General features: G+C 73.0%; 20 protein-coding genes. 13 read left to right on the plus strand and 7 right to left on the minus strand.

Translation table 11 applies throughout. The annotated features are described in order from the left end of the window. Positions 1 to 160: 160 nt before the first annotated feature. The 3 genes from ACFXDJ_RS22630 (at position 161) to ACFXDJ_RS22640 (ending at position 5,402) form a co-directional block, all read left to right on the plus strand. Positions 161 to 1,600 carry an FGGY family carbohydrate kinase gene (locus ACFXDJ_RS22630; protein WP_384664184.1) on the plus strand — a complete coding sequence of 480 codons (1,440 nt, stop codon included), beginning with the start codon at positions 161 to 163 and terminating at the stop codon, positions 1,598 to 1,600. A gap of 146 nt (positions 1,601 to 1,746) precedes the next feature. Continuing rightward, on the plus strand, positions 1,747 to 3,480 hold the full coding sequence (locus tag ACFXDJ_RS22635; RefSeq protein ID WP_384850088.1) for an ABC transporter ATP-binding protein: 1,734 nt from the start codon (positions 1,747 to 1,749) through the stop codon (positions 3,478 to 3,480). Further along, positions 3,477 to 5,402, plus strand: coding sequence for an ABC transporter ATP-binding protein (locus tag ACFXDJ_RS22640; protein ID WP_384656120.1), 1,926 nt, complete (start codon positions 3,477 to 3,479; stop codon positions 5,400 to 5,402). The genes ACFXDJ_RS22635 and ACFXDJ_RS22640 overlap by 4 nt, the downstream gene beginning before the upstream one ends. A gap of 81 nt (positions 5,403 to 5,483) precedes the next feature. Here ACFXDJ_RS22640 and ACFXDJ_RS22645 read toward each other — a convergent pair whose 3' ends face one another. Continuing rightward, positions 5,484 to 6,578, minus strand: a complete 1,095-nt coding sequence (locus tag ACFXDJ_RS22645; protein WP_384850091.1) for an RNA polymerase sigma factor — start codon at positions 6,576 to 6,578, stop codon at positions 5,484 to 5,486. A gap of 175 nt (positions 6,579 to 6,753) precedes the next feature. On the opposite strand from ACFXDJ_RS22645, the gene ACFXDJ_RS22650 reads away from it, so the two are divergent. Together ACFXDJ_RS22650 and ACFXDJ_RS22655 are read left to right on the plus strand one after the other, a co-directional pair. Next, complete coding sequence (locus tag ACFXDJ_RS22650) at positions 6,754 to 7,338, plus strand: hypothetical protein (RefSeq protein ID WP_384850094.1); 585 nt, start codon at positions 6,754 to 6,756, stop codon at positions 7,336 to 7,338. Continuing rightward, entirely contained in the window at positions 7,335 to 8,429 is a 1,095-nt protein-coding gene (locus ACFXDJ_RS22655; protein WP_384850096.1) for a nucleotidyl transferase AbiEii/AbiGii toxin family protein, read from the plus strand. The genes ACFXDJ_RS22650 and ACFXDJ_RS22655 overlap by 4 nt, the downstream gene beginning before the upstream one ends. Here ACFXDJ_RS22655 and ACFXDJ_RS22660 read toward each other — a convergent pair. From ACFXDJ_RS22660 to ACFXDJ_RS22670, 3 genes are all read right to left on the minus strand, one after another. Beyond that, positions 8,411 to 10,453: a molybdopterin oxidoreductase family protein gene (locus ACFXDJ_RS22660; protein WP_384850163.1), complete on the minus strand. Its 2,043-nt coding sequence runs from the start codon at positions 10,451 to 10,453 to the stop codon at positions 8,411 to 8,413. The genes ACFXDJ_RS22655 and ACFXDJ_RS22660 overlap by 19 nt on opposite strands. Positions 10,454 to 10,684: 231 nt before the next feature. Continuing rightward, entirely contained in the window at positions 10,685 to 11,446 is a 762-nt protein-coding gene (locus tag ACFXDJ_RS22665; RefSeq protein WP_384656110.1) for a glucose 1-dehydrogenase, read from the minus strand. A gap of 77 nt (positions 11,447 to 11,523) precedes the next feature. Then, on the minus strand, positions 11,524 to 12,234 hold the full coding sequence (locus ACFXDJ_RS22670; RefSeq protein WP_384850166.1) for a vancomycin high temperature exclusion protein: 711 nt from the start codon (positions 12,232 to 12,234) through the stop codon (positions 11,524 to 11,526). A 336-nt stretch (positions 12,235 to 12,570) separates the two neighbouring features. Here ACFXDJ_RS22670 and ACFXDJ_RS22675 point away from each other — a divergent pair, with 336 nt between their 5' ends. From ACFXDJ_RS22675 to dnaG, 4 genes are all read left to right on the plus strand, one after another. Next, positions 12,571 to 13,320: a sirohydrochlorin chelatase gene (locus ACFXDJ_RS22675; protein ID WP_384850099.1), complete on the plus strand. Its 750-nt coding sequence runs from the start codon at positions 12,571 to 12,573 to the stop codon at positions 13,318 to 13,320. A gap of 65 nt (positions 13,321 to 13,385) precedes the next feature. Beyond that, positions 13,386 to 14,708, plus strand: a complete 1,323-nt coding sequence (locus tag ACFXDJ_RS22680) for a deoxyguanosinetriphosphate triphosphohydrolase (protein WP_384850102.1) — start codon at positions 13,386 to 13,388, stop codon at positions 14,706 to 14,708. Between the two features lie 93 nt (positions 14,709 to 14,801). Then, positions 14,802 to 16,076, plus strand: a complete 1,275-nt coding sequence (locus ACFXDJ_RS22685) for an NAD(P)/FAD-dependent oxidoreductase (protein WP_384656104.1) — start codon at positions 14,802 to 14,804, stop codon at positions 16,074 to 16,076. A gap of 34 nt (positions 16,077 to 16,110) precedes the next feature. After that, positions 16,111 to 18,015, plus strand: coding sequence for a DNA primase (gene dnaG, locus ACFXDJ_RS22690; protein WP_384656101.1), 1,905 nt, complete (start codon positions 16,111 to 16,113; stop codon positions 18,013 to 18,015). A 7-nt stretch (positions 18,016 to 18,022) separates the two neighbouring features. On the opposite strand, the gene ACFXDJ_RS22695 is transcribed toward dnaG, so the two are convergent. After that, on the minus strand, positions 18,023 to 18,484 hold the full coding sequence (locus tag ACFXDJ_RS22695; RefSeq protein ID WP_384850106.1) for a gamma-glutamylcyclotransferase family protein: 462 nt from the start codon (positions 18,482 to 18,484) through the stop codon (positions 18,023 to 18,025). Between the two features lie 179 nt (positions 18,485 to 18,663). Between ACFXDJ_RS22695 and ACFXDJ_RS22700 the strand changes: the two genes are divergently transcribed. From ACFXDJ_RS22700 to ACFXDJ_RS22715, 4 genes are all read left to right on the plus strand, one after another. After that, on the plus strand, positions 18,664 to 19,362 hold the full coding sequence (locus ACFXDJ_RS22700) for a hypothetical protein (protein ID WP_384850109.1): 699 nt from the start codon (positions 18,664 to 18,666) through the stop codon (positions 19,360 to 19,362). Further along, positions 19,359 to 20,633, plus strand: coding sequence for an ATP-binding protein (locus ACFXDJ_RS22705; protein WP_384656093.1), 1,275 nt, complete (start codon positions 19,359 to 19,361; stop codon positions 20,631 to 20,633). Before ACFXDJ_RS22700 ends, ACFXDJ_RS22705 begins: the two co-directional genes overlap by 4 nt. Positions 20,634 to 20,856: 223 nt before the next feature. Next, positions 20,857 to 21,405 (plus strand): hypothetical protein, encoded by a 549-nt coding sequence (locus tag ACFXDJ_RS22710; protein ID WP_384656090.1) that lies wholly within the window; start codon positions 20,857 to 20,859, stop codon positions 21,403 to 21,405. Between the two features lie 142 nt (positions 21,406 to 21,547). Beyond that, positions 21,548 to 22,168: a class F sortase gene (locus ACFXDJ_RS22715; RefSeq protein ID WP_384850112.1), complete on the plus strand. Its 621-nt coding sequence runs from the start codon at positions 21,548 to 21,550 to the stop codon at positions 22,166 to 22,168. Between the two features lie 7 nt (positions 22,169 to 22,175). Here ACFXDJ_RS22715 and ACFXDJ_RS22720 read toward each other — a convergent pair whose 3' ends face one another. Further along, on the minus strand, positions 22,176 to 22,700 hold the full coding sequence (locus ACFXDJ_RS22720) for a hypothetical protein (protein ID WP_384850115.1): 525 nt from the start codon (positions 22,698 to 22,700) through the stop codon (positions 22,176 to 22,178). Next, positions 22,697 to 23,638, minus strand: coding sequence for a class I SAM-dependent methyltransferase (locus tag ACFXDJ_RS22725; RefSeq protein WP_384658448.1), 942 nt, complete (start codon positions 23,636 to 23,638; stop codon positions 22,697 to 22,699). Before ACFXDJ_RS22725 ends, ACFXDJ_RS22720 begins: the two co-directional genes overlap by 4 nt. Positions 23,639 to 23,650: the final 12 nt, after the last annotated feature.

Here is a 23,650-nt window from a genome sequence, read left to right on the forward strand (position 1 = left end):
CCCGTGGGCGGGGCGCCTGCGCCGCCGAGCAGCGTCCCTCCACGCCCCCCACCCCCACAGCGCCCCCACCCCCCCGCCCCCCCCCCGCCGGGCCCGCGCGCGCCCCCCCCCGGGGTTCGGGGCGGCGGAGTTCGCCCGTACGTGCGGCAGAATTCTCCGCATGGGGATAGTCGCCGGGCTGGACAGTTCTTCCGCCTTCACTCGCATCGTCGTCTGTGACACCGAGACGGGCGCCGTGCTGCGCCAGGGGTACGCCCCCCATCCGCAGCCCACCGGCGAAGCCGTACCGCACGAGACGGACCCGCAGGCCTGGCTGCTCTCGCTCGGTGAGGCCGCCGGCGGCGGGCTCCTCGAAGGCGTGGAGGCCATCGGGGTCTCCGCCCAGCAGCACGCCGTGCTGCCGCTGGACGCGCAGGGCGGCCTCGTCCGCTCCGCCCTGGTGGGCAACGACAAGCGCGGCCAGGTCGCCGCCGCCGATCTCATCGACTCGCTCGGCGGACGCCAGGCCTGGGCCGAAGCCGTCGGCTCCGTCCCCCATGCGGCGCAGCCGCTCGCGAAGCTCGCCTGGCTGGCCCGTACCGAGCCCGAGGCCGCCCGCCGGGTCGCCGTGGTGATGTCCCCCCACGACTGGCTGGTGTGGCAGCTGCTGGGCCGCCCGGCCCGGCGGACCACCGACCGGGGCGGCGCTTCCGGCACCGGGTACTGGTCGGCGGCCACCGGCTCCTGGCGCCCCGACCTCGTCGAGCTGGCGCTCGGACACCGGGCGCTGCTGCCCGAGGTGCTCGGCCCCTGCGAAGCCGCCGGGACCACGCCCGAGGGGCTGCTGATCTCCGCCGGGACCGGCGAGACCATGGCCGCCGCGCTCGGGCTCGGCATGGGCCCCGGCGACGCGGTGGTCTCGCTGGGCGCGTCCGGGTCGGTGATGGCGGTGCACCACGAGGCGCTGTCGGAGCCGGGCGGGCTGATCACCTCGCTCGCGGACGCCACCGGGATGCACCTGCCCGTGGTGAACGTCTCCAACGCGGTACGGGCCCTGCGCGGCACCGCCGAGCTGCTGGGCACCGATCTGGACGGGCTGAGCGAGCTCGCGCTGAAGTCGACCCCGGGCGCCCACGGACTCGTACTCCTGCCGTACCTGGAGGGCGAGCGGACGCCGAACCTGCCGCAGTCCGCCGGGACCCTGTCGGGGCTGCGCCGGGACTCCATGAAGCCCGAGCACCTGGCGCGGGCCTCCTTCGAGGGCATGCTGTGCGGACTGGTGGACGCGCTCGACGTGCTGCGCAGCCGCGGGGTGGAGATCCGCCGGGTGTTCCTACTGGGCGCGGCGGCCGGGCTGCCGGCCGTCCAGGCCTTCGCGCCGGGGCTGTTCGGCACGCAGATCGTCGTACCCGCGCCGGCGGACTACGCGGCCCTGGGCGCGGCCCGTCAGGCGGCGTGGGCGCTGGGCGTCGCACGCGGCACGCTGGCCCCGCACACCCCGCCCGTGTGGCCCGCGCCGGCCGCGCAGGTCTTCGAACCGGACGAGGAGTACCCCGCCTGGCAGGGCGCTCGCCAGCAGTACATCGCGACGCGGGAGCAGATCCACCCGGGCGCCTTCTAGCCCCGGATCCCTCCCACCCCGGCCTAGGTCCTGCGGGGGCCCGGTCTACTCCTTTTGGCCTGGCTTTGCGAAAACAGGTGGGGATCGGGCACCCGGTTGGCCGAAGATGGGGTGAACCCCCTCGATATGCCGACCGGAGCCTGCGCGTGCTCATACGACTTCTGCGGACCCACCTCGGTCCGTACCGGAAACCGATCGCCGCGCTGGTCCTGCTGCAACTGCTGCAGACCAGCGCGAGCCTCTACCTGCCCACACTGAACGCCGACATCATTGACAACGGTGTCGTCCACGGCGACACCGGCTACATCCTGCGCTTCGGCGCCCTGATGCTCGGTGTCTCGCTCGTGCAGCTCGTCTGCAACGCCAGCGCCGTCTACTTCGGCGCCCGCACCGCCGCCGCCTTCGGCCGCGACCTCAGGGCCGGCGTCTTCGACCGCGTGCAGAGCTTCTCCGCGCGCGAGCTCGGCCACTTCGGCGCCCCGTCGCTGATCACCCGTACGACGAACGACGTGCAGCAGATCCAGATGCTCGTACTGATGACCTTCACCCTGATGGTCTCGGCTCCGATCATGTGCGTCGGCGGCATCTTCATGGCGCTCTCGCTCGACGTGAAGCTGTCGGGCGTCCTGCTCGCCGTCGTCCCCGTCCTCGGCCTGTCGGTCGGCGCGATCGTGCTGAAGACGCGGCCGCTGTTCCGGAAGATGCAGACGCGCCTGGACACCGTGAACCGGGTCCTGCGCGAGCAGATCACCGGCAACCGGGTGATCCGTGCCTTCATCCGCGACGACTACGAGAAGGACCGCTTCCGCGAGGCCAACGCCGACCTCACCGGCGTCTCGCTGGCGGCCGGCAAGCTGCTCGCGCTGATGTTCCCGACCGTCATCCTGGTCGTGAACATCTCCAGCGTCGCCGTCATCTGGTTCGGCGCGATGCGCATCGACAGCGGCGGCATGCAGATCGGCCAGCTGACGGCCTTCCTCTCCTACCTGATGCAGATCGTCATGTCCGTGATGATGGCCACCTTCATGTTCATGATGGTGCCGCGCGCCGAGGTCTGCGCCGAGCGCGTCCAGGAGGTCCTGGACACCGACTCCAGCGTGGTCCCGCCCACCGACCCCGTCCGCAAGCTGCTGAGCCACGGCCGCCTGGAGCTGCGCGGCGCCGACTTCCGCTACCCGGGCGCCGAGTCCGCCGTCCTGCGCGGGGTCGACCTGGTGGCCAGGCCCGGCGAGACCACCGCCGTGATCGGCTCCACGGGCAGCGGCAAGTCCACGCTGCTGGGACTGGTCCCCCGGCTGTTCGACGCGACCGGCGGCGAAGTCCTCGTGGACGGCGAGGACGTACGCCGCCTCGACCCGGTGCTGCTGGCGAAGACGGTCGGCATGGTGCCGCAGAAGCCGTACCTGTTCTCCGGAACGGTCGCCACCAACCTGCGCTACGGGCGCCCCGACGCCACCGACGAAGAGCTGTGGCACGCGCTGGAGGTGGCCCAGGCCAAGGGCTTCGTGTCCGAGCTGGAGGGCGGGCTGGACGCGCCCATCGCCCAGGGCGGAACCAATGTCTCCGGTGGTCAGCGCCAGCGGCTCGCGATCGCGCGCACGCTCGTACAGCGCCCGGAGATCTACCTCTTCGACGATTCCTTCTCGGCCCTGGACTACGCGACGGACGCGGCGCTGCGCTCCGCGCTCGCCCGCGAGACCGAGGACGCGACCGTGGTCATCGTCGCCCAGCGGGTCTCCACGATCCGCGACGCCGACCGGATCATCGTCCTCGACGAGGGGCAGGTCGTGGGCGAGGGACGCCATCACGAGCTGATGGCCGGCAATGAGACCTACCGGGAGATCGTGCTCTCCCAGCTGACGGAGGCGGAGGCCGCATGAGCGGGCCCGGAGGACGAATGATGATGGGACCGCCGACGACGCGGTCCATGGACTTCAAGGGCTCGGGCAAGCGGCTGCTGCGCGAGCTGGCACGTGACCGGGCCAAGCTGTGGGGCATGGTCATCGCGGTCGTCGGCTCCGTCGCCGCTTCGGTGACCGGTCCGAAGATCCTCGGCAAGGCCACCGACCTGGTCTTCGCGGGGATCATCGGCAAGAACATGGATCCCCGGCTCACCAAGGAGCAGGCCCTGGCGGGGATACGGGCCAAGGGCAACGGCGGCACGGCGGACATGCTGTCCGGCACCGACTTCACCCCGGGCAAGGGCGTGGACTTCGGTGCGGTCGGGGCGGTCGCGCTGTGGGCGCTGGCCGTCTTCACGCTCGCCGGCCTGCTGATGCTGGTCGCGACACGGCTGTCGAACCACATCCAGAACGGCACCGTGTACCGGATGCGCGAGGAGCTGCAGGCGAAGCTGTCGCGGCTGCCGCTGTCCTACTTCGACAAGCAGAAGCGCGGCGAGGTGCTCAGCCGGGCCACGAACGACATCGACAACATCGGCCAGACGCTCCAGCAGACGATGGGGCAGCTGATGAACTCGCTGCTGACGATCGTCGGCGTGCTGGCGATGATGTTCTGGATCTCCCCGGTGCTGGCGCTGGTCGCACTGGTGACCATCCCGGTCTCGGGCTACGCGGCCGCGAAGATCGGGAAGAAGTCGCAGCCGCAGTTCGTGGCGCAGTGGAAGTCCACGGGCGCCCTGAACGCGCACGTCGAGGAGATGTACTCGGGCCACACGCTGGTCAAGGTCTTCGGCCGGCAGCAGGAGTCCGCGGCCCTCTTCGCCGAACAGAACGAGGCGCTCTACAAGGCCTCGTTCAAGGCGCAGCTGGTCACCGGGATCATGCAGCCCGTGATGATGTTCATCTCGAACATCAACTACGTGCTCGTCGCGGTGGTCGGCGGTCTGCGGGTCGCTTCCGGCACCCTGTCGATCGGTGACGTGCAGGCCTTCATCCAGTACTCGCGGCAGTTCTCGCTGCCGCTGAGCCAGGTCGCCTCGATGGCGAACCTGGTGCAGTCCGGCATCGCCTCCGCGGAGCGGGTCTACGAGCTGCTGGACGCGGAGGAGCAGGAGCCGGACGCCGAGGTCGCGGAGCGCCCGGAGACCCTGCGCGGACAGGTCACCTTCGACAAGGTCGCCTTCCGCTACGAGCTGGACAAGCCGCTGATCGAGGACCTCTCGCTCACCGTCCACCCGGGCCACACGGTCGCGATCGTCGGCCCGACCGGCGCCGGCAAGACCACCCTGGTCAACCTCCTGATGCGGTTCTACGAGGTCACAGGCGGCCGGATCGCCCTCGACGGCGTGGACATCGCGAAGATGACCCGCGAGGAACTGCGCAGCGGTATCGGCATGGTCCTCCAGGACACCTGGCTGTTCGGCGGCACCATCGCGGAGAACATCGCCTACGGTGCCTCGCGCAAGGTGACGCGCGCCGAGATCGAGGAGGCCGCGCGGGCGGCGCACGCGGACCGGTTCATCCGCACCCTGCCCGAGGGCTACGACACGGTGCTGGACGACGAGGGCGCGGGCGTCAGCGCGGGCGAGAAGCAGCTGATCACCATCGCGCGGGCGTTCCTGTCCGATCCGGTGATCCTGGTGCTCGACGAGGCGACGAGCTCCGTCGACACCCGTACCGAGGTGCTGATCCAGAAGGCGATGGCCCGCCTCGCGGACGGCCGTACCTCCTTCGTGATCGCACACCGCCTGTCCACGATCCGCGACGCGGACCTCATCCTCGTGATGGAGAGCGGCTCGATCGTCGAACAGGGCACCCACGAGGAGCTGCTGGGCTCGGGCGGCGCGTACGCACGGCTCTACGCCGCGCAGTTCGCCCAGGCGGTGGCCGAGGTCGACTGACGGGGGCCGGTTCGGGGTGGGGGCGTCCTTCGGGGCGCCCCTTTCCCGTTGCGCCCCCTGCCCGTTGCGCCCCGGCCCGTTTCAGTCCAGATATCCCCGGAGCTGGTCGGCGAAGGCGTGGTCGCGGAGCTTGTTGAGGGTCTTGGACTCGATCTGGCGGATCCGCTCGCGGGTCACGCCGAAGATCCGGCCGATCTCCTCCAGGGTGCGCGGGCGGCCGTCGGCGAGCCCGTAGCGCAGCTGGACGACCTTGCGCTCCCGCTCGCCGAGGGTGGAGAGGACCGCTTCCAGGTGCTCGCGGAGCAGGAAGAACGCGGCCGATTCCACGGGCGAGGCGGCGTCGCCGTCCTCGATGAGGTCGCCGAGCGCGACATCGTCCTCCTCACCCACGGGCGCGTGCAGCGAGACCGGCTCCTGGGCGAGGCGCAGCACCTCCAGGACCCGCTCGGGGGTCAGCTCCAGGTGGGCGGCGACCTCTTCGGCGGTGGGTTCGTACCCGCGCTCCTGGAGCATGCGGCGCTGGACGCGGACGACGCGGTTGATCAGCTCGACCACATGGACCGGCACGCGGATGGTGCGGGCCTGGTCGGCGAGGGCCCGGGACATCGCCTGTCGGATCCACCAGGTGGCGTAGGTGGAGAACTTGTACCCGCGGGCGTAGTCGAACTTCTCAACGGCCCGGATCAGTCCGAGGTTCCCCTCCTGGACCAGGTCGAGCATGGTGAGCCCGCGGCCCACGTAGCGCTTGGCCACGGAGACGACGAGCCGCAGGTTCGACTCGATGAGGCGGCGCTTGGCCATGCGGCCCATGACGACGAGTTTGTCCAGGTCGAGCGTGAGCTGGAGGTCGAGCCGCGCTCCGCTGCCGAGCTTCTCCTCCGCGAACAGCCCCGCTTCGACGCGCCGCGCGAGGTCGACCTCCTCGACCGCGGTCAGCAGCGGGATGCGGCCTATCTCGCGCAGGTACTGGCGGAACAGGTCCGCGGACGGGCCCGCTCCGCCGGAGCCCTCACCCGTGCGCTTGCGCTGCGCGGGCACCTGCTCGGCCAGCTCACGGACCTCGGGCTCCTCCTCGTCCACGGCGTCCGCCTCGGGCTCTTCGCCGGCGGCGGCTTCGGTTTCCGCGGCGGCGTTTCCGGGCGGGCTCACGCTGACGGTCAGGCTCTGGGTCTGCACGGGGGCGACCTCCACAGGGCTCCGAGGACGGGGGCACCGGACCTCAGTGTGGCGTACGACACATCGCTGCCACGAGGGGCGTGCGAGTACTTTCTGGGTCCAGCGCGTAACGGATGGTTACCCCCGGACCAGAACCCCGATGCGGATCGGACGCATGTCCGAGAAGATCACTTCCATGTCTGTGTACGAAACCCATGTCACGGTGCGCTGCCCGGGTCCGGCGGAACTGGCCCGGCTCGAAGCGTGGTCCGGGGCGCGGGAGTTGAAGGTCACCCACATCCTGCTGGCCCGGGGCCGGATGGTCTCGCAGCCGATGCTGACGCTGCCGGACCGCGACGGCCACGAGCAACTCGTCCCCGCCCTGCGGGCGGCCGGCTTCGACCCGGTCCGGGTCAAGGTGGAGACCGTCCCGTGGACCACGGACCGGCCGGGCCCGGGCGGCGGCTACTTCGAGCACCACGTCAAACTCCTGCTCCCGACCGGCTACGACCGCGCCGCCCTGGAGGCCCTCGTGATCCCGCACGGGGCGCACGTGTCGTGGAACGCCCGCCGGCCCCTTGCCGGAGGGCGCCACGAACGCTTCGTGACGCAGCGGTGCGCGGGCGCGGCGGGCCCGGCGGGAGCCGCCCGGGCCTGCGACGCGCTGATCGCGGACCTGGCGGGTGCCGGGTACGAAATCCACTCGGAGGAGCGGGAGTTCGTGCTGTACGACAGCGACATGTCGGTGGACGACGGATGGATCGGGGAGGGACCGCGATGACCACATGGAGCGAGTTCGGCTGGCAGCCCATCGAGCTGCCCCGGGAACCACTGGACGAGGCCACCCGGGCCGAGAAGGAACTGCCCCGCACCTTCCTGCCGCTGGCCGGGGACGACCTGCGCCAGCAGGCGCTCTTCGATCCCGCGCTGAGCCACTTCCGGCGGGGCTACCGCGCCGGCGATCCGGTCTTCGAGGACCCGGAGCGGACCGCCGCCTGGACGCGGGCCCGGCGGGCCGCCATGGACTCCGTACTGCTGGCGGTCTCCGAGTCCGAGTGGGTGGACTCGCTCGTCCTGCGGGGCAGCGTGCTGCTCACCGACTGGTTCGGGGAGGAGGCGCGGGAGCCCGGCGACCTGGACTTCGTGGTGGTGCCGCAGACCCTGGCGATGGAGAGCCCGTTCAGCGCGCGCATGCTGGACGGCATCGCGGAGGCGGCCGACGGGCGGTCCGGGATCGATGCGTCGGGAGCGGTGATCGAGGACATCTGGACGTACGACCGGGTACCCGGGCGGCGGATGGTGCTGCCGTGGTCCGTGCCGGGGCTGCCGGCCGGACAGGTACAGCTGGACTTCGTCTTCAACGAGAAACTGGCCGTCGCACCGGAGCGGGTCGAACTCGCCTGCGGGGCGACCGTACTGGCGGCCTCGCCCGCCCTCTCCCTGGCCTGGAAACTGCTGTGGCTCGTCACCGACCAGAACCCGCAGGGCAAGGACCTGTACGACGCGGTGCTGCTCGCCGAGCGGTACGAGCTGCCGTACGAGCTGCTGATCGAGGTGTTCCGGGCGGCAGAGGCGTGGCCGATCACGGTGGACCGGGAGCCGGACCTCCAGGACGTCGTCCGCGGGCCGAGGGTCGACAGGGAGTGGCGGCACTTCGCCGCCGAGTACCCGCACCTGTCGGGCGCGGGCCAGAGCACGGACTACACCAACCGGCTGTTCGCGGCCATCTATCCGACCTTCCGGACCCGGCAGAGCGAACGGGTCAGGCAGTGGCTCGAAAGCGTCGAGGGCTTCGAGGAGTTCGATGCGCAGTACGACGAGGAGTACGAGGAGTACGAGGAGGAGCCCCGGGATCAGTCCGCCGAGGCCTGAGGAGGGGCGAGGGCTTCCACCCGGACCGCGCAGACCTTGAATTCCGGCATCCGGGACACGGGGTCCAGGGCCGGGTTGGTCAGGGTGTTGGCGCGGCCCTCGCCCGGCCAGTGGAAGGGCATGAAGACCGTGTCCACGCGGATGGTGTCGGTGATGCGGGCCGGGGCCACCGCGCGGCCGCGGCGGGAGGTGACCGCCAGGAGGGCTCCGTCGACCGCGCCGATGCGGGCCGCGAGGCGGGGGTGGAGTTCCACGAAGGGGCCGGGGGCGGCTTCGTTGAGCTCGTCCACCCGGCGGGTCTGCGCGCCCGACTGGTACTGGGAGACCACCCGGCCGGTGGTGAGGAGGAGGGGGTACTCGGCGTCCGGGACCTCGGCGGAGTCGCGGTGGACGACGGGGACGAAGCGGGCCCGGCCGTCCTCGGTGGCGAAGCGGTCGAGGAAGAGGCGCTCGGTGCCCGGGTGGTCCGGGGCCGGGCAGGGCCAGAAGACGCCCTGTTCGGCTTCGATGCGGGCGTAGCTGATGCCCGCATAGTCGGCCGGGCCGCCCGCCGAGGCGCGGCGCAGTTCCTCGAAGACCTCCTCCGGGGAGACCGGGAAGGCCTTCGGCAGGCCCAGCCGGGCGGCCAGTCCGTGCAGGACCTCCAGGTCGGAGCGGACGCCCGGGGGCGGGGTCAGGGCCCGGCGGCGGAGCAGGACCCTGCCCTCCAGGTTGGTGGTGGTGCCGGTCTCCTCGGCCCACTGGGTGACGGGGAGGACCACGTCCGCGAGGGCCGCGGTCTCCGACAGGACCACGTCCGCGACGGCCAGGAAGTCCAGGGAGCGGATGCGGTCCTCGATGTGGGCGGCGCGGGGGGCGGAGACCACCGGGTTGGAGCCCATGAGGAGCAGGGCCTTGACGTCCGTGCCGAGGGCGTCGAGGAGTTCGTAGGCGCTGCGGCCGGGGCCGGGGAGGTCGGCGGGGTCGATGCCCCAGACCCCGGCCACGTGCGCGCGGGCCGCCGGGTCGGTGAGTTTGCGGTAGCCGGGGAGTTGGTCGGCCTTCTGGCCGTGTTCGCGGCCGCCCTGGCCGTTGCCCTGCCCGGTGAGGCACCCGTAGCCGGAGAGCGGGCGGCCCGCGCGGCCCGTGGCGAGGCAGAGGTTGATCCAGGCGCCGACGGTGTCGGTGCCCTTGGACTGCTGCTCGGGGCCGCGGGCGGTGAGGACCATGGCGGATTCGGGGGCGCAGAACATCCGCACCGCTTCGCGGAGCTTGGGCACGGGCACGCCCGTGATCCGCTCGACCAGCTCCGGCCAGTGCGCCATCGCGCCGGCGCGGGCCTCCTCCCAGCCGGTGGTGCGGGAGGAGATGAACTCCTCGTCCGTGTGGCCACCCGCGACGACGAGGTGGAGCAGGCCGAGGGCCAGTGCCAGGTCCGTGCCGGGGCGCGGGGCCAGGTGCAGGTCGGCCTGTTCGGCGGTCCGCGTGCGGCGCGGATCCACCACGATCAACGTTCCGCCGTTCTCGCGGAGTTCCCGGAAGAACCGCAGGGCGGGCGGCATGGTCTCGGCGGGGTTGGAGCCGACGAGGATGACGCAGCCGGTCCGGGGGACGTCCTCCAGCGGGAAGGGCAGCCCCCGGTCGAGTCCGAAGGCCCGCTGGTGCGCGGCGGCGGCCGAGGACATGCAGAACCGGCCGTTGTAGTCGATCTGCGAGGTCCGCAGGGCGACCCGGGCGAACTTCCCGAGGGCGTAGGCCTTCTCGTTGGTCAGCCCGCCTCCGCCGAACACCCCGACCGCGTCGGCCCCGTACGCCCTGCGCGTACGGGCCAGGCCCTCGGCGACCGCGTCGAGGGCCTCCTCCCAGGTGGCCGGCTCCAGCCGCCCGGCGTGGGTGCGGACGAGCGGCTCGGTCAGGCGCACCCGGGAGGAGAGCACGGCGGGGGCGGTGCGGCCCTTGCCGCACAGCGCGCCCCGGTTCACGGGGAAGTCCGCGCGCTCCTCCACCGTCACTGTCGCTCCGCCCGCATCGGGGCGGAGGTTCATCCCGCACTGCAGCGCGCAGTACGGGCAGTGCGTGGCGGTGACGGCGGTGACTTCGGCGCCTTCGGTGACGGCGGTGACGGCGGTATCGGCCGGTGCGGCTCCCGGGGTGTGCATGCGCCTCACCATGCGACGTGGGTGTTACGCCCGCCGCCGCGCCCGGTTACGCCTCCTGTACGGGCACCTCAGCGCGGGCCCCGCTGCCCGGTGAGGTCATCCCACCCGGTGAGGTCATCACTGCCCGGTGAGGTACTTGACCGTGAGGCCGGCCGTCCAGCCGCCGTCCACGGCCAGCTCCGCGCCGGTCATGTAGCCCGCGGCGTCCGAGAGGAGGAAGGCGACGGCGGCGGCGATCTCCTCGGGGAGGCCGACGCGGCCCAGCGGGGCGCCGGGGTAGTTGCCCTCGCCCGCCTCGATGCCGATCGGGGCCGTCATCGGGGTCAGCGTCATGCCGGGGTGGACCGAGTTGACGCGGATCCGGGACTCGGCGAGCTCGACCGCGCCGATCTTCGACAGTCCGCGCACGCCCCACTTCGAGGCCCCGTACCCGGCGGTCAGCGCGAGGCCGGTGAGGCCGGCGGCGGAGGAGATGTTGACGATGGAGCCGCCGCCGTTCGCGCGCATCAGCGGGATCGCGGCCTTGATGCCGATGAAGACGCCGACCAGGTTGATCTCGACGACCCGGCGGAAGTGCTCGACGCTCTCGTGCTCCAGGAACTGGCCGGTGGAGATGCCGGCGTTGTTGACCAGGCCGTCGATGCGGCCGAACTCGGCGACGGCGTACTCCAGCGCGGCCCGCCAGTCGGACTCGCTCGTCACGTCATGCTTGAGGAAGCGCGCCGAGTCGCCGAGCTTCGCCGCCGTCTCGGCGCCCTCCGCCTCCAGGACGTCGGTGATCAGCACCTTGCCGCCGCCGTCCACGACGGCCTGCGCGGCCGCCGCGCCGAGGCCGCGGGCCCCGCCGGTGATGACGACGGCCTTGTCACTCAGATCCACTACAGCCACGGTATCCACGACCCCTGACACATGAGACGAACAGCCATATGACTAATCGGCATATGCCGACAGTGGCGTCAGTCTGCCAGAGCGGCCAGGGCCCGCGACACCCCCTCCTCCTTCGGACCCAGGAACTTCGGATCCGGCTTGAACACCGCGTCCAGCGCCGCCTTGCCCGCCGCGAACACCTCGCGGGTGCCGCCGTAGTACCAGGTCACGTCGTGCGCGTCGTCCACGCCGACCCCGTACGAGTCCACGCCCGCGGCCTCGCACAGGGCGACCGCCCGGCGGATGTGGAAGCCCTGGCTGATGAGCACCGCCCGGTGGACCCCGAAGATCTCCTTGGCCCGGACGCAGGAGTCCCAGGTGTCGAATCCCGCGAAATCGCTGACGATCCGACCGTCGGGCACGCCGTGGCCGGTCAGGTACGTGCGCATCGCGTCGGGCTCGTCGTACTCGGTGCGACTGTTGTCCCCGGTGACGAGGACCACCTTGACCTTCCCCGCGCGGTAGAGCTCGACGGCGGCGTCGAGCCGGTTCGCGAGGTACGGGGTCGGGCGGCCGCCCTTCCACAGCCCGGCCCCGAAGACCACCGCCACCTCGGCGGCGGGCGCGTCGGCGGTGGTCCGCAGCCGGGGCGCGGCGGTGGCGTGGGTCCACGCGGAGGGCAGCAGCGCCAGCACGCAGCCGGCCATCACCAGCCGCACGGCCCGCCGCCGGGCCCGTACGGTCCGGGGCAGCAGCGCCCCCGGCCGCAGCTCCGGTCTCAGCCCCGGCCGCAGCCGCATCCGCAGCCGCCCCGTCAGCCGTGTCCCGATCCCGCGCATGCCCGTCCCCCCGTGGTTCCCCGGTGCCCGTTCCACAGCTCAGGACGCGGAGGAAGATCCGGCGGTTGCCCACACCCGCCGGGCACCTCCCCTGTGAGCAGCCGGCAAACACCCGTCACCCCGGCGCAACGCACCGGCAACGTGCGGAGCGCAGGATCGGTTCATGACGGAGCCGGCGCACCCTCCCGAGTCCCTTCCGCTTCAGCCCGCCACCACGGCGGAGCTCCTGACCCGGATCACCGCCCAGCTCGGCACGCAGCTCAGCGGCCTGCGCCCCCGACACCACGGAGTCCTCCCATGCAGCCCACCCTCGTCGCCGTGGCCCACGGCAGCCGTGACCCACGCGCCCTCCCCGCCGTCGAAGCACTGCTCGAACGGGTCCGCGAGCTCCGCCCGCGCCTCCGTGTCCGGCTCGGGCACATCGAGCTGAACCGGCCACTGCTCGACCACACGCTCGAACGGGCCACCGGAGCGGCCGTGCTCGTGCCGCTGCTGCTGGGGCGCGGAACCCACGTCAAGCGGGACCTGCCGGCCGCGGCCGCCCGCGCCGGGCACCTGCGGACCCGGGTGGCGGCCCCCCTCGGCCCTCATCCGCTGCTGGTCGAAGCCCTCTTCGAGCGGCTCGTGGAGGCCGGCTGGACCGCCGGGTCGGCGGTGGTGCTGGCCGCCGCCGGATCGCGCGACCCCGATTCCGCGGCCGATACGCGGGCCACGGCCGCCCTGCTGTCCGAACGGCTCGGCGGGGTGCCCGTGGTGGCGGCCTACGCCTCGGCCGCCGCGCCCACCGTGGCCGAGGCGGTACGAGCCCTGGCCGCGCGGGGCTGCCACCGGCCCGCTGTGGCCTCGTACTTCACCGCCCCCGGGCGGTTCGCCTCGGCGAGCGCCGCCGCCGCGCCGGGAGCGGCCGCCGCCCCGCTGGGCGATCATCCGGCGCTGGCCCGCCTGGTGCTCCAGCGCTACGACGAAGCCCTCGTAGCGCGGCACGAGGAGCGGTACGAGGAGCGGTGCGGAGAGCGGAGCGGACCGCTGGAACTGGCCACCGCGTAAAGGGCGTGTTGGTTCGGATTGCTCGGATTGCTCCTCTTGTCGGTGACTCCGGTTACCGTCGGAGCATGGAAGGCTTGGAAGGCACCACCGCGTCCGCTCGTCCGCCCTACGATTCCGCCGACACCGAGCGCTGGGCCGCCGAGCCCGACAAACGGCCGGGCCGGACCGCCTTCCAGCGCGACCGCGCCCGCGTGCTGCACTCCGCCGCGCTGCGCCGGCTCGCCGGGAAGACCCAGGTGGTCACCCCCGGTACGCGCTCGTACGACTGGGACGCGAGTCCCCGTACGCGCCTGACGCATTCCCTGGAATGCGCCCAGGTCGGCCGTGAGCTCGGCGCCGCGCTCGGCTGCGATCCCGATCTGGTCGAGGCCGCCTGCCTCTCGCACGACATGGGACACCCACCTTTCGGCCACAACGGCGAGGAAGCCCTCAACGAGTTCGCCAAGGACTGCGGCGGCTTCGAGGGCAACGCCCAGTCCCTGCGCCTTCTGACCCGGCTGGAGCCCAAGCGGTTCGTCCCCGATCCGGAAAGCGGCGAGCTGGTCAGCGTCGGGCTGAACCTCACCCGGGCCTGTCTGGACGCCGCCACCAAGTACCCCTGGGCGCGCGGGGACCACCCCACCGACCCCGGTTCGGTGAAGTTCGGCGCGTACGAGGACGACCTGCCGGTCTTCGCGTGGCTGCGCCGTGGCGCGCCCGCCGACCGCAAGTGCTTCGAGGCGCAGGTCATGGACTGGGCCGACGACGTGGCGTACTCGGTCCACGACTTCGAGGACGGCCTGCACGCCGGCCACCTCGACCCGAACCTGCTCTTCGCCGAGCCCGAGCGCACCGCGATCTGGCGGGTTGCCATCGGCCGGTACGTGCCGGCCGACACCGAGCCGGAGGAGCTGCGCGAGGCGCTGGACCGGCTGATGGAGCAGGACTGGTGGCCGCACGGGTACGACGGCTCGGCCGTGGCCCAGGCCCGGCTGAAGGACGCCACGAGCCAGCTGATCGGCCGCTTCTGCCTGGCCGCCGAGGGGGCCACCCGGCAGGCGTACGGCACCGGTCGCCTGACCCGGTACGGGGCGGAGCTGGTGGTCCCGCGCGAGGCGCGCAACGAGTGCGCCGTCCTCAAGGCGGTCGCCGACCTGTACGTCATGCAGCGCGACGAGCAGGAGCGGATCCGCGCCGATCAGCGGATCGTCCTGGCCGAGCTCGCGGAGGCGCTGAGCGCCCGCGCGCCGGAGGGCCTGGACCCGCAGTTCCGGGCCCTCTTCGACGCGGCGCCGGACGACAGGGCCCGCAAACGCGCGGTCGTCGACCAGATCGCGGCGCTCACGGACGCGGCCGCGCGCTCCCTGCACGCCCGGCTCACGATCCGCACGCGACGCGCCGAAGGGTGAGCCGATCGGGCCACTGCCCCTTCACGCGGCAGGCTCAGTGCGGGACGCTCGCATGTGGTCGCATGTGGCGTAGAGGTTATGAGGAGGCATCAGGTGGTCGACGCACACCGGACATTCGTCATCGTCGGCGCAGGGCTTGCCGGAGCTAAGGCGGCCGAGACGCTGAGGTCCGAGGGGTTCACGGGGCGGGTGATCCTCATCGGCGACGAGCGCGACCATCCCTACGAGCGGCCACCGCTCTCCAAGGGATACCTGGCGGGCAAGGAGGAGCGCGAGAGCGTCTTCGTCCACGAGCCCTCCTGGTACGCGGCCTCCGACATCGAGCTGCACCTCGGCCAGCCGGCGGTCCAGCTCGACCGGGACGCCAAGAAGGTGGTCCTCGGCGACGGCACGGCGCTGCCCTACGACAAGCTCCTGCTGGCCACCGGCGCCGAGCCGCGCCGGCTGGACATCCCGGGCACCGGGCTGGTCGGGGTGCACCACCTGCGCCGCCTCGCGCACGCCGAACGGCTGCGGGGGGCGCTGGCCGGGCTCGGCCGCGACAACGGGCACCTGCTGATCGCGGGCGCCGGCTGGATCGGCCTGGAGGTCGCCGCGGCGGCCCGCGGGTACGGGGCCGAGGTCACGGTGATCGAGCCGGAGGCGACCCCGCTGCACGCGGTGCTCGGTCCGGAGATCGGCCGGCTCTTCGCCGACCTGCACGCCTCGCACGGGGTCCGGTTCCACTTCGGGGCCCGGCTGACCGAGATCGTCGGGCACGACGGGATGGTGCTGGCGGCCCGCACCGACGACGGGGAGGAGCACCCGGCGCACGCGGTGCTGGCGGCGATCGGGGCCGCGCCGCGCACGGCCCTCGCGGAGACCTCGGGACTGGCCCTGGTGGACCGGGAGCACGGCGGCGGGATCGCCGTGGACGCCTCGCTGCGCACCTCGGACCCGGACATCTTCGCCGTCGGGGACGTGGCCGCGGCCCACCATCCGATGCTGGGGACCCGACTGCGGGTCGAGCACTGGGCGAACGCCCTGAACGGGGGTCCGGCCGCCGCGCGGGCGATGCTGGGGCAGGAGGTCAGCTACGACCGGGTCCCGTACTTCTTCTCGGACCAGTACGACGTGGGCCTGGAGTACTCGGGGTACGCCCCGGTGGGCGGCTACGACCAGGTGCTGATCCGCGGGGACGTGGGCAAGCGGGAGTTCATCGCCTTCTGGCTGTCGGACGGGCGGGTCCTGGCCGGGATGAACGTGAACGTGTGGGACGTCACCGAGCACATCCAGGCCCTGATCAGGTCGAAGGTGCCCGTAGACCGCGAGCGGCTGGCGGACCCCACGGTTCCGCTTTCCTCCCTGGTACCGGTGGAGGGGGCCTGACGGGATTGCCGGTTCCCGGCCGTAGACTTGCCGCGTGGCAGGACGGATCAACGACGACGACGTGAAGGCGGTACGGGACGCGGTCCCCATCGACGCCGTGGTCTCCGAGTACCTCCAGCTGCGCAACGCCGGCGGCGGCAACCTCAAGGGCCTCTGCCCGTTCCACGACGAGAAGTCCCCGTCCTTCCAGGTCAGCCCCAGCAAGGGCTTCTACCACTGCTTCGGCTGCCAGGCGGGCGGGGACACCCTCGACTTCGTCATGAAGATCGACCACCTCTCCTTCTCGGAAGCGGTCGAGCGCCTGGCCGGCCTGGCCGGGATCACCCTGCGGTACGAGGAGGGCGGCTACACCGCCGGCACCAGCGGCCGCGGGGAGCGCATCCGGCTGGTCGAGGCGCACAAGGCCGCCGCCCTCTTCTACATGGAGCAGCTGGGCAGCGCCGAGGCGGAGATCGGCCGCAAGTTCCTGGCCGAGCGCGGCTTCGACCAGGCCGCGGCCGCGCACTTCAGCGTGGGCTACAGCCCCGCCGGCTGGGACCACCTGACCCGCTTCCTGCGCGGCAAGGGCTTCACCGACAAGGAACTGATCACCTCCGGCCTGGCCCAGGACAGCCGCAGCGGAAAGCCCATCGACCGCTTCCGCGGGCGCCTGATGTGGCCCATCCGCGACATCAGCGGCGAGGTGGTCGGCTTCGGCGCGCGCAAGCTGCGCGAGGACGACAACGGCCCCAAGTACCTGAACACGCCCGAGACCTCGATCTACAAGAAGTCCCAGGTGCTCTACGGCATCGACCTGGCCAAGAAGGAGATCGCGAAGACCTCCCGGGCCGTCGTGGTCGAGGGCTACACCGACGTGATGGCCTGCCACCTGGCCGGGGTCACGACCGCGATCGCCACCTGTGGCACGGCCTTCGGCGGGGACCACATCAAGATCCTGCGCCGCCTGCTGATGGACAACGCGACCGCCGAGGTGATCTTCACCTTCGACGGGGACGCCGCCGGGCAGAAGGCCGCGCTGCGCGCGTTCGAGGACGACCAGAAGTTCGCCGCCGAGACCTCCATCACCATCGCCCCGGGCGGCATGGACCCCTGCGACCTGCGCCTCGCGCAGGGCGACGCGGCCGTGGCCGCGCTGGTCGAGGCCCGGACCCCGCTGTTCGAGTTCGCGCTCAAGCACATCGTGGCCCGGCACAACCTGGAGAACCCGGCGGGGCGGTCGGCCGCGCTGGACGAGGCCGCCCCGATCATCAAGAAGATCAAGAACGTCGGGATCCAGCACGAGTCGGCGGTCCAGCTGGCGGGCATGCTGGGCATGCGGGACGAGCAGTTCGTGGTCAAGCGGATCGCCCAGCTCGACCGTTGGGCCCGGGAGCGCGGCAATCAGCCCCAGCAGGGCCGGGGCGGCCCGTCCGGCCGCGCGTACGAGGACATCCCCGCGCCCGCCGCCGCACCTGCGGGCCCCGCGCTGAACCTACGCAGCCCGGCCGCCCGCACCGAGCGGGAACTGCTCAAGCTGGCACTCCAGCGACCGGCTCTGGTCTCCCCGGCCTTCGACGCCTACGGGATCGACGAGTTCACGGCCCCGCCGTACGCGGCGGTCCGCCAGGCCATCCAGGACGCCGGCGGCGCTTCGTCGGCGGGTGACGACTACCTGGCCCTGGTCCGCAAGGCCGCACCGAACGACACCGTCCGCGCGATGGTCACCGAGCTCGCGGTCGAGGTCATCATGCGCAAGACGGTGGACGAGATCTACGCCGGCGAGCAGCTGGTCACGGTCCGGCTGCGCGCCGTGGACCGCCGGGTGCACGAGATCCAGGGCACGATGGCCCGCCTCGGCCACCAGGGCTCGCCGGAGCAGCTGGCGGCGGTCCAGGAGGAGCTGTGGGTCCTCCAGCAGTACGGCCAGCGGCTGCGCAACCGGGGCGCGGAAGGCCTGTAGAGACGGCCTAGCGGCGGCGCAGCCAGTCGCCGCCGGGGATCTCCGTACCGGAGTCCGCCAGCCGGCGGGCCAGGGGCGGGGCCGCCAGGTAGACCCAGGCGCGGACCCTGGTGCCGTCGGGGCGCAGGGCCTCGCGGGCGAAGCGGTCGTAGACGTTGCCGGGGCTCCCCGGGCCCTTGTACTCCTCCAGCAGGTCCAGCGCGGCCAGGAGTTCCCCGTACGCCCGCGGATCCGGGGTGATCAGCTCCCCGGCTATGGCGGAGCCGGGGCGGTCGACGGCGTACGGGTAGCCGGGGCCCTCGTACAGCGCCGCGTCCGGGAGGCGGGCGGGCTCCTCGGCGGCCGTGCGGCCGCGCAGGAAGAGGTCGTGGTTGACCTCGCCGGGCCGCAGGGTCCCGTAGACGAAGAAGGGCAGCTCCTCCGGGCTCATCCTTTCGCCCTGGTCCTCCGGCCGGTCGACCGATGCCATACAGCCCTCCCTCGGCTCACACTGGACAGTCCGGCACGTGCCCGACGGGCCGAAAGTCCCGACTTGTCCCGCCGGAGGCCCCCGTACGCACCGCTGTTACACAACCTCCCGGCGCCCGTGACCGGCGCCGTCTACCGTCAGTCTCCTCCCTCCCCTCCCCCTCACGGTTCTGGCCCCCCATGTCTCGACTGACCCGCCGCAGCCTCGCCGCCGCCCTGCTCTGCGCCGGCCTCGGCGGCTGCGCCGCACCGGGCGGCCTCGGCCGGGGCGAGCCCGCGCCGCCGGTCTCGGCCCAGCCGCAGGCGAAGCCGCTGTGGCCGATGTGGACCGGGGAATCCCCGAAGGCGGGCGGCGCGGCCGTGTCCAGCCAGGCACCCCCGCCGACGCCGCTCGACGGCGCGCCCACGGTGGGTCCGGAGGGGATCGAGAAGATCGACGTGCGGGCCGTCCTGAAAGCGGACCGGCCGATGAAGTCCTTCGCCGACAAGAAGGACATCGCCACCCCCGGCCGCCCCGGACTCCGGCCGCCCCGGTTCAACGACCTGACCGGGAACGGGAAGCCCGAGCTGATCGTCGCCGTGGACACCGAGACCGGCCGCTCGATACTCGCCGTGTACACCGAGGTCGACGGGAAGATCCTGCCGATCCTGCGCACCAGCGGACGCCGGCTGAGCCCCGAGACCGTGGGCACCGACCTGCTGGTCCGCACCACGGACGACGACGGTTCCGCGCACGTCGTCCGCTATCACTGGGACGGCGTACGGATGGTCGTGGTCAGCGACGAGAAGCGCTTCGGCAACCCCACCGCCGACCCCGGTGAGTGCCCGACGCAGCGGCCGCCCGCCTCCGGCACCGGGAAGGGGAGTGACCCGCGGTGAGGCCGGCCCTGATCCGCTGCCGCCGGCTCGTCTTCGCCCTCGGCCTGCGCTGGAAGATCTCCGCGCTGCTCGCCGTCGGCTGCGCGCTCGTCGCCGTCACCATCGGCATCCTGATCCACGAGGCCCGCGCCCGCCAGGTCGCCGAGGCCGCCCGGCAGAGCGCCACCGCACAACTGGTGCGCGTACGGCAGGTCTACGAGCTCACGGGCGAGCTGGACTTCGACAAGGTCGGCGAGGCCGACGCCCGGATCGACTGCCCCGGGCTCCCCGAGCCACTGCGCCGGGCGGCCCTCGCCGGGGAGCGCACCACCTACCTCGACCTGGACGGACCCCACCCGGCCGTATGGGCCGCCCGGCCGGTCGGCGGCGACCAAGTGCTCTCCGTACGCCAGTCACTCGCCGCGGACCAGCAGGAACTGCGCGATCTCGACCAGCAGTTGGCGGCCTCCGGAGCCGCGGTGGTCACCCTCGCGGCGTTCGGTGGATCGCTGCTCGCGAGCCGGCTCAGCAAGGACCTGCGGTCGGCGGCCGAGACGGCCCGGCGGATCAGCGCGGGCGAACTGGACGCACGGATCGGGCCCTCGGGGGTGCCCGGGACGCGCAACGAGGTGGCGGAGCTGTCCTCGGCCGTGGACACGATGGCGGCGAGCCTGCAGCGGCGGCTGGTGGCGGAGCAGCAGTTCACCGCCGACGTGGCGCACGAGCTGCGGACCCCTCTGACCGGACTGCACACGGCCGCCGAACTGCTGCCTCCGGGACGGCCCACGGAGCTGGTGCGCGACCGGGTCGCGGCGCTGCGGACGCTGACGGAGGACCTCCTGGAGGTGGCCCGGCTGGACGCGGACCGGGAGGAGGCCCAGCTGGACATCCACCCGCTGGGGCCGCTGGTGGAGTCGATCACCCGGCGTTCGGGGGTGGCGGCGGTGGTGCGGGGCGCGGACGGCGGGAGCCACGTGCGCACGGACGTCCGGCGGCTGGAACGCATCCTGACGAACCTGCTGGTCAACGCCCACCGGCACGGCGGGTCCTCGATCACCGTGACGGTGGCGGGGAACACGGTGACGGTCCTCGACCGGGGCCCGGGCTTCCCCGAGCACCTGCTCCGCGACGGGCCCCAGCGGTTCCAGACGGGCGCCGCCGAGCGCGGCCGGGGCACGGGGCTCGGCCTGACCATCGCCCTGGGCCAGGCCCAGGTCATCGGAGCCCGGGTCACCCTCGCGAACACCACCCCCACGGGCGCCTCGGCCACGGTCACCCTGCCCCCGGCGTAGAACTCCGCCGAGGGGGCGATCCGGGCAGACCTCGGTCACCCGGACGGCGCGGAGGTACACGGATGGCGCGGAGGTACACGGATGGCCGCCTCGCAGGCGTTGAGCTGCGCAAACGGCTCGCCGGAAGACGGCCTGCGGCGAATCTGACAAGGCATCAGCAGGCGCCCGGCCGCCACCGACGGTTACCTCGGGAACACGACCCCGTGTCCACAGGAGACCCGCCATGCGCCGACGCACCGCCCACGTGCTCACCGCCACCGCGCTGACCGCTCTCGCGTTCGCCGGCCCGGTGGCGGGCGCGGTCGCCGCCGCGGACCTGGGGATGGCGGCCTTCGCGCCCGGGGACTTCGCCCCGCTGGAGGTGTGGCCCAAGTCCGCTTCCCCCGGCACCACCATCACGGTGAACACCAGCGCCTGCGGCCCCGGCAGCCACGCCGAGGGCGATGCCTCCACCGTCGGCGGCGGCCGCTTCAAGCTGACCCCGGGGACCCACAAGGAGGTGGTCACGGGGCAGTTCCAGATCGGCCACTCCGTCCACCCGGGCACCTACGGCATCGGCGCCACCTGCGCGAACGGCAAGTTCGCCACCGGCGACCTGGTCGTCACCGAACACGACCGCGGCCCGCAGGGCCACGTCCGTACCGGGGTGGGCGGTGGCACGACCACCACCACCGACCCCGCCAAGATCACGGCGGGAGCGGCAGTGCTGGCCGCCACCGCCGTCGGCGGTATCTGGCTCCTGCGTCGCCGGGCGAGCGGCACGCAGAGCTGACGGACGCCCACCGCGGCTCCGGCCGCGGTCCGACCGGTACCGCCCCCCGTCGCCCGCCCCGCGAGGTCCCCCCCGTTCGCGGGGTCGGGCGACGGACAGTCACCGAGGCGCCGACGGCGAAAGAGACGACCTAGGGGCCCGTATGGAAGCAGGCCGAGCCCGCCGCGGCGGGCTCCTCGCGCTCGCCGCCTGTATCGGCGCCTGGCTCGTCGGCAGCGGCTCCGCCGAGCAGGTCCGGCCCCCGCTGCCCTCCCCCGGCGAGGCGCTGAGCGCCCAGGCGCAGTACCCCGGGTCCATCTCCGCGCTCCCCGGTTCCCCGCCCACCCGGATCCGGATCCCGTCCATCCGGGTGGACGCCCCGCTCACGGGGCTCGGCCTGCGGCCCGACGGCAGCCTCGAAGTGCCGCCGCCCGCCCGCCGGGACCTGGCCGGCTGGTACCGCGACGGGACCACCCCGGGGGCCACGGGCACCGCGGTCGTCGCGGGACACGTGGACGACGCCGCCGGCCCGGCGGTCTTCTACCGCCTCGGCGCGCTGCGCCGCGGGGCCCTGATCGAGGTGGCCCGCGCCGATGGGCGTACGGCCGTGTTCACCGTCCACGCGGTGGAGGTCTACGACGCCAAGGCCTTTCCCGACGCGCGCGTGTACGGGCCTTCGCCGCGCGCCGAGCTCCGCGTCATCACCTGCGGCGGCGGCTTCTCCCCGCGCACCGGCTACCAGGGCAACGTGGTCGTCTTCGCCCACCTCACGGGCACGTACTAGTACCGCGTCAGGCGTCGTACCCGTACGGCCGCGCGTACCAGCGGCGGTGGACGAGCGGCTCCACGCACAGGACGGCCGCGCTCGCGACGGCGCCCACCAGGAGCGAGCTCCAGCCGCCCCCGGCGACGAGCGCTCCGGCGCAGGCGACGGCCACGCACAGCGGCCGTGCCAGGGTCAGCGGGCCGAGCCCGACGACCACGGCGAGGGTGCCGGCCCGGAAGGGCAGGGCCAAGTAGGCGAAGAGCGAGAACGCGACGGCGGCCGCGTAGACCCCGAGCGGGACGAGGAAGCCGGCACCGCCGTCGGCCAGGGTCCCGTACGCCCGGTCCGGATCCTCGGCGGCCAGCAGCACGGCCCCGGCCGTGAGCGCGGGGGCCAGCAGCAGGACGGCGCCGACCGCCAGGCCGCGCAGCGCCGCGCGGGCGACGGCGCGGTGCTTGCGGATCCGGGCGTCGCGGCCGGCGAAAGCGCGGAAACCGCTGAACGCCGCGTCGACGAGGCCGAGGGCGACGAGCGGCAGGACCGGGTTCACCGCGCGGCCCCGACCGGGCTCAGCCGCTCCGCGCCCACGAGCCGGCGGGAGGCGCTGCCGAGGGCCTGCCGCAGCGGGTCCTCCAGGTACGGCCGGATGCCGATGACAGGGCGCAGGGTGGTGCAGAAGGGGTTGGACAGGCCCCGGGGTTCGTAGAGCAGCGGCCGGATGCCCGGTACGGTCGCGGCGCGCAGCAGGGTGTCGTCCGAGTGGGCGCGCAGGGCGGAGACGACTCCGTCGTGGCGGCCGAGCGGATGGCGCATCCGGGCGCGGTGGAACATCCAGGCTCCGACGGGTGCCAGCTTGGTGGCCGCGATGTCGAAGTGGCAGAAGGCGAGCGCCTGCGAGTCGGCCTGCGCCTCGAAGAAGTCCGCGAGCGCCGGGCCGCGGAAGTGGTGCAGCACCCCGGTGGAGACGTAGACGGTGGCCACCTCCGGGAGGTCGAAGGCGTTGCCGTGGACGAACCGGCAGTCGAGCCCCTCGGCGCGGGCCAGCCGGTCGGCCTCGGCGACCAGCGCGGCGTCGAGGTCGACGCCGATCAGTTCGACGTTCGGCCCCAGGGCGCCGGTGGCCGCGAGCCAGCGGACGAGGTAGCCGAGCCCGGAGCCGATGTCGACGAGCCGGAACCGACCGCGGCGGCCGGCGACCTCGCGGATGGCCTCGAACAACGGCCCGAGCACCTGGACGAGCCGTTCGCCGATGCGCAGTTCCTCGCTGAGCCGCTGCATCTCCGTGTGGACGCCGATCATCAGGCGGTCGACGGCGAGCGGGTCGAGCACGTCGTCGGGGCCGGCCGGCAGCCCGGCGGCGATCCGGGCCCCGCGCGGGTCCCCCGCCTCCTGGAGCCGGCGGACCACGTCGCCCCGGCGCACCGGCAGCCGTGCCCCGCTGAGCGGGTCGGTGACGGTGATCAGGTCGGATATCTCAAGGTGGGACACGAGCGGAACCTT

Origin of the sequence: Streptomyces sp. NPDC059443 (assembly GCF_042750105.1) — a bacterium.
GTDB lineage: Bacteria > Actinomycetota > Actinomycetes > Streptomycetales > Streptomycetaceae > Streptomyces.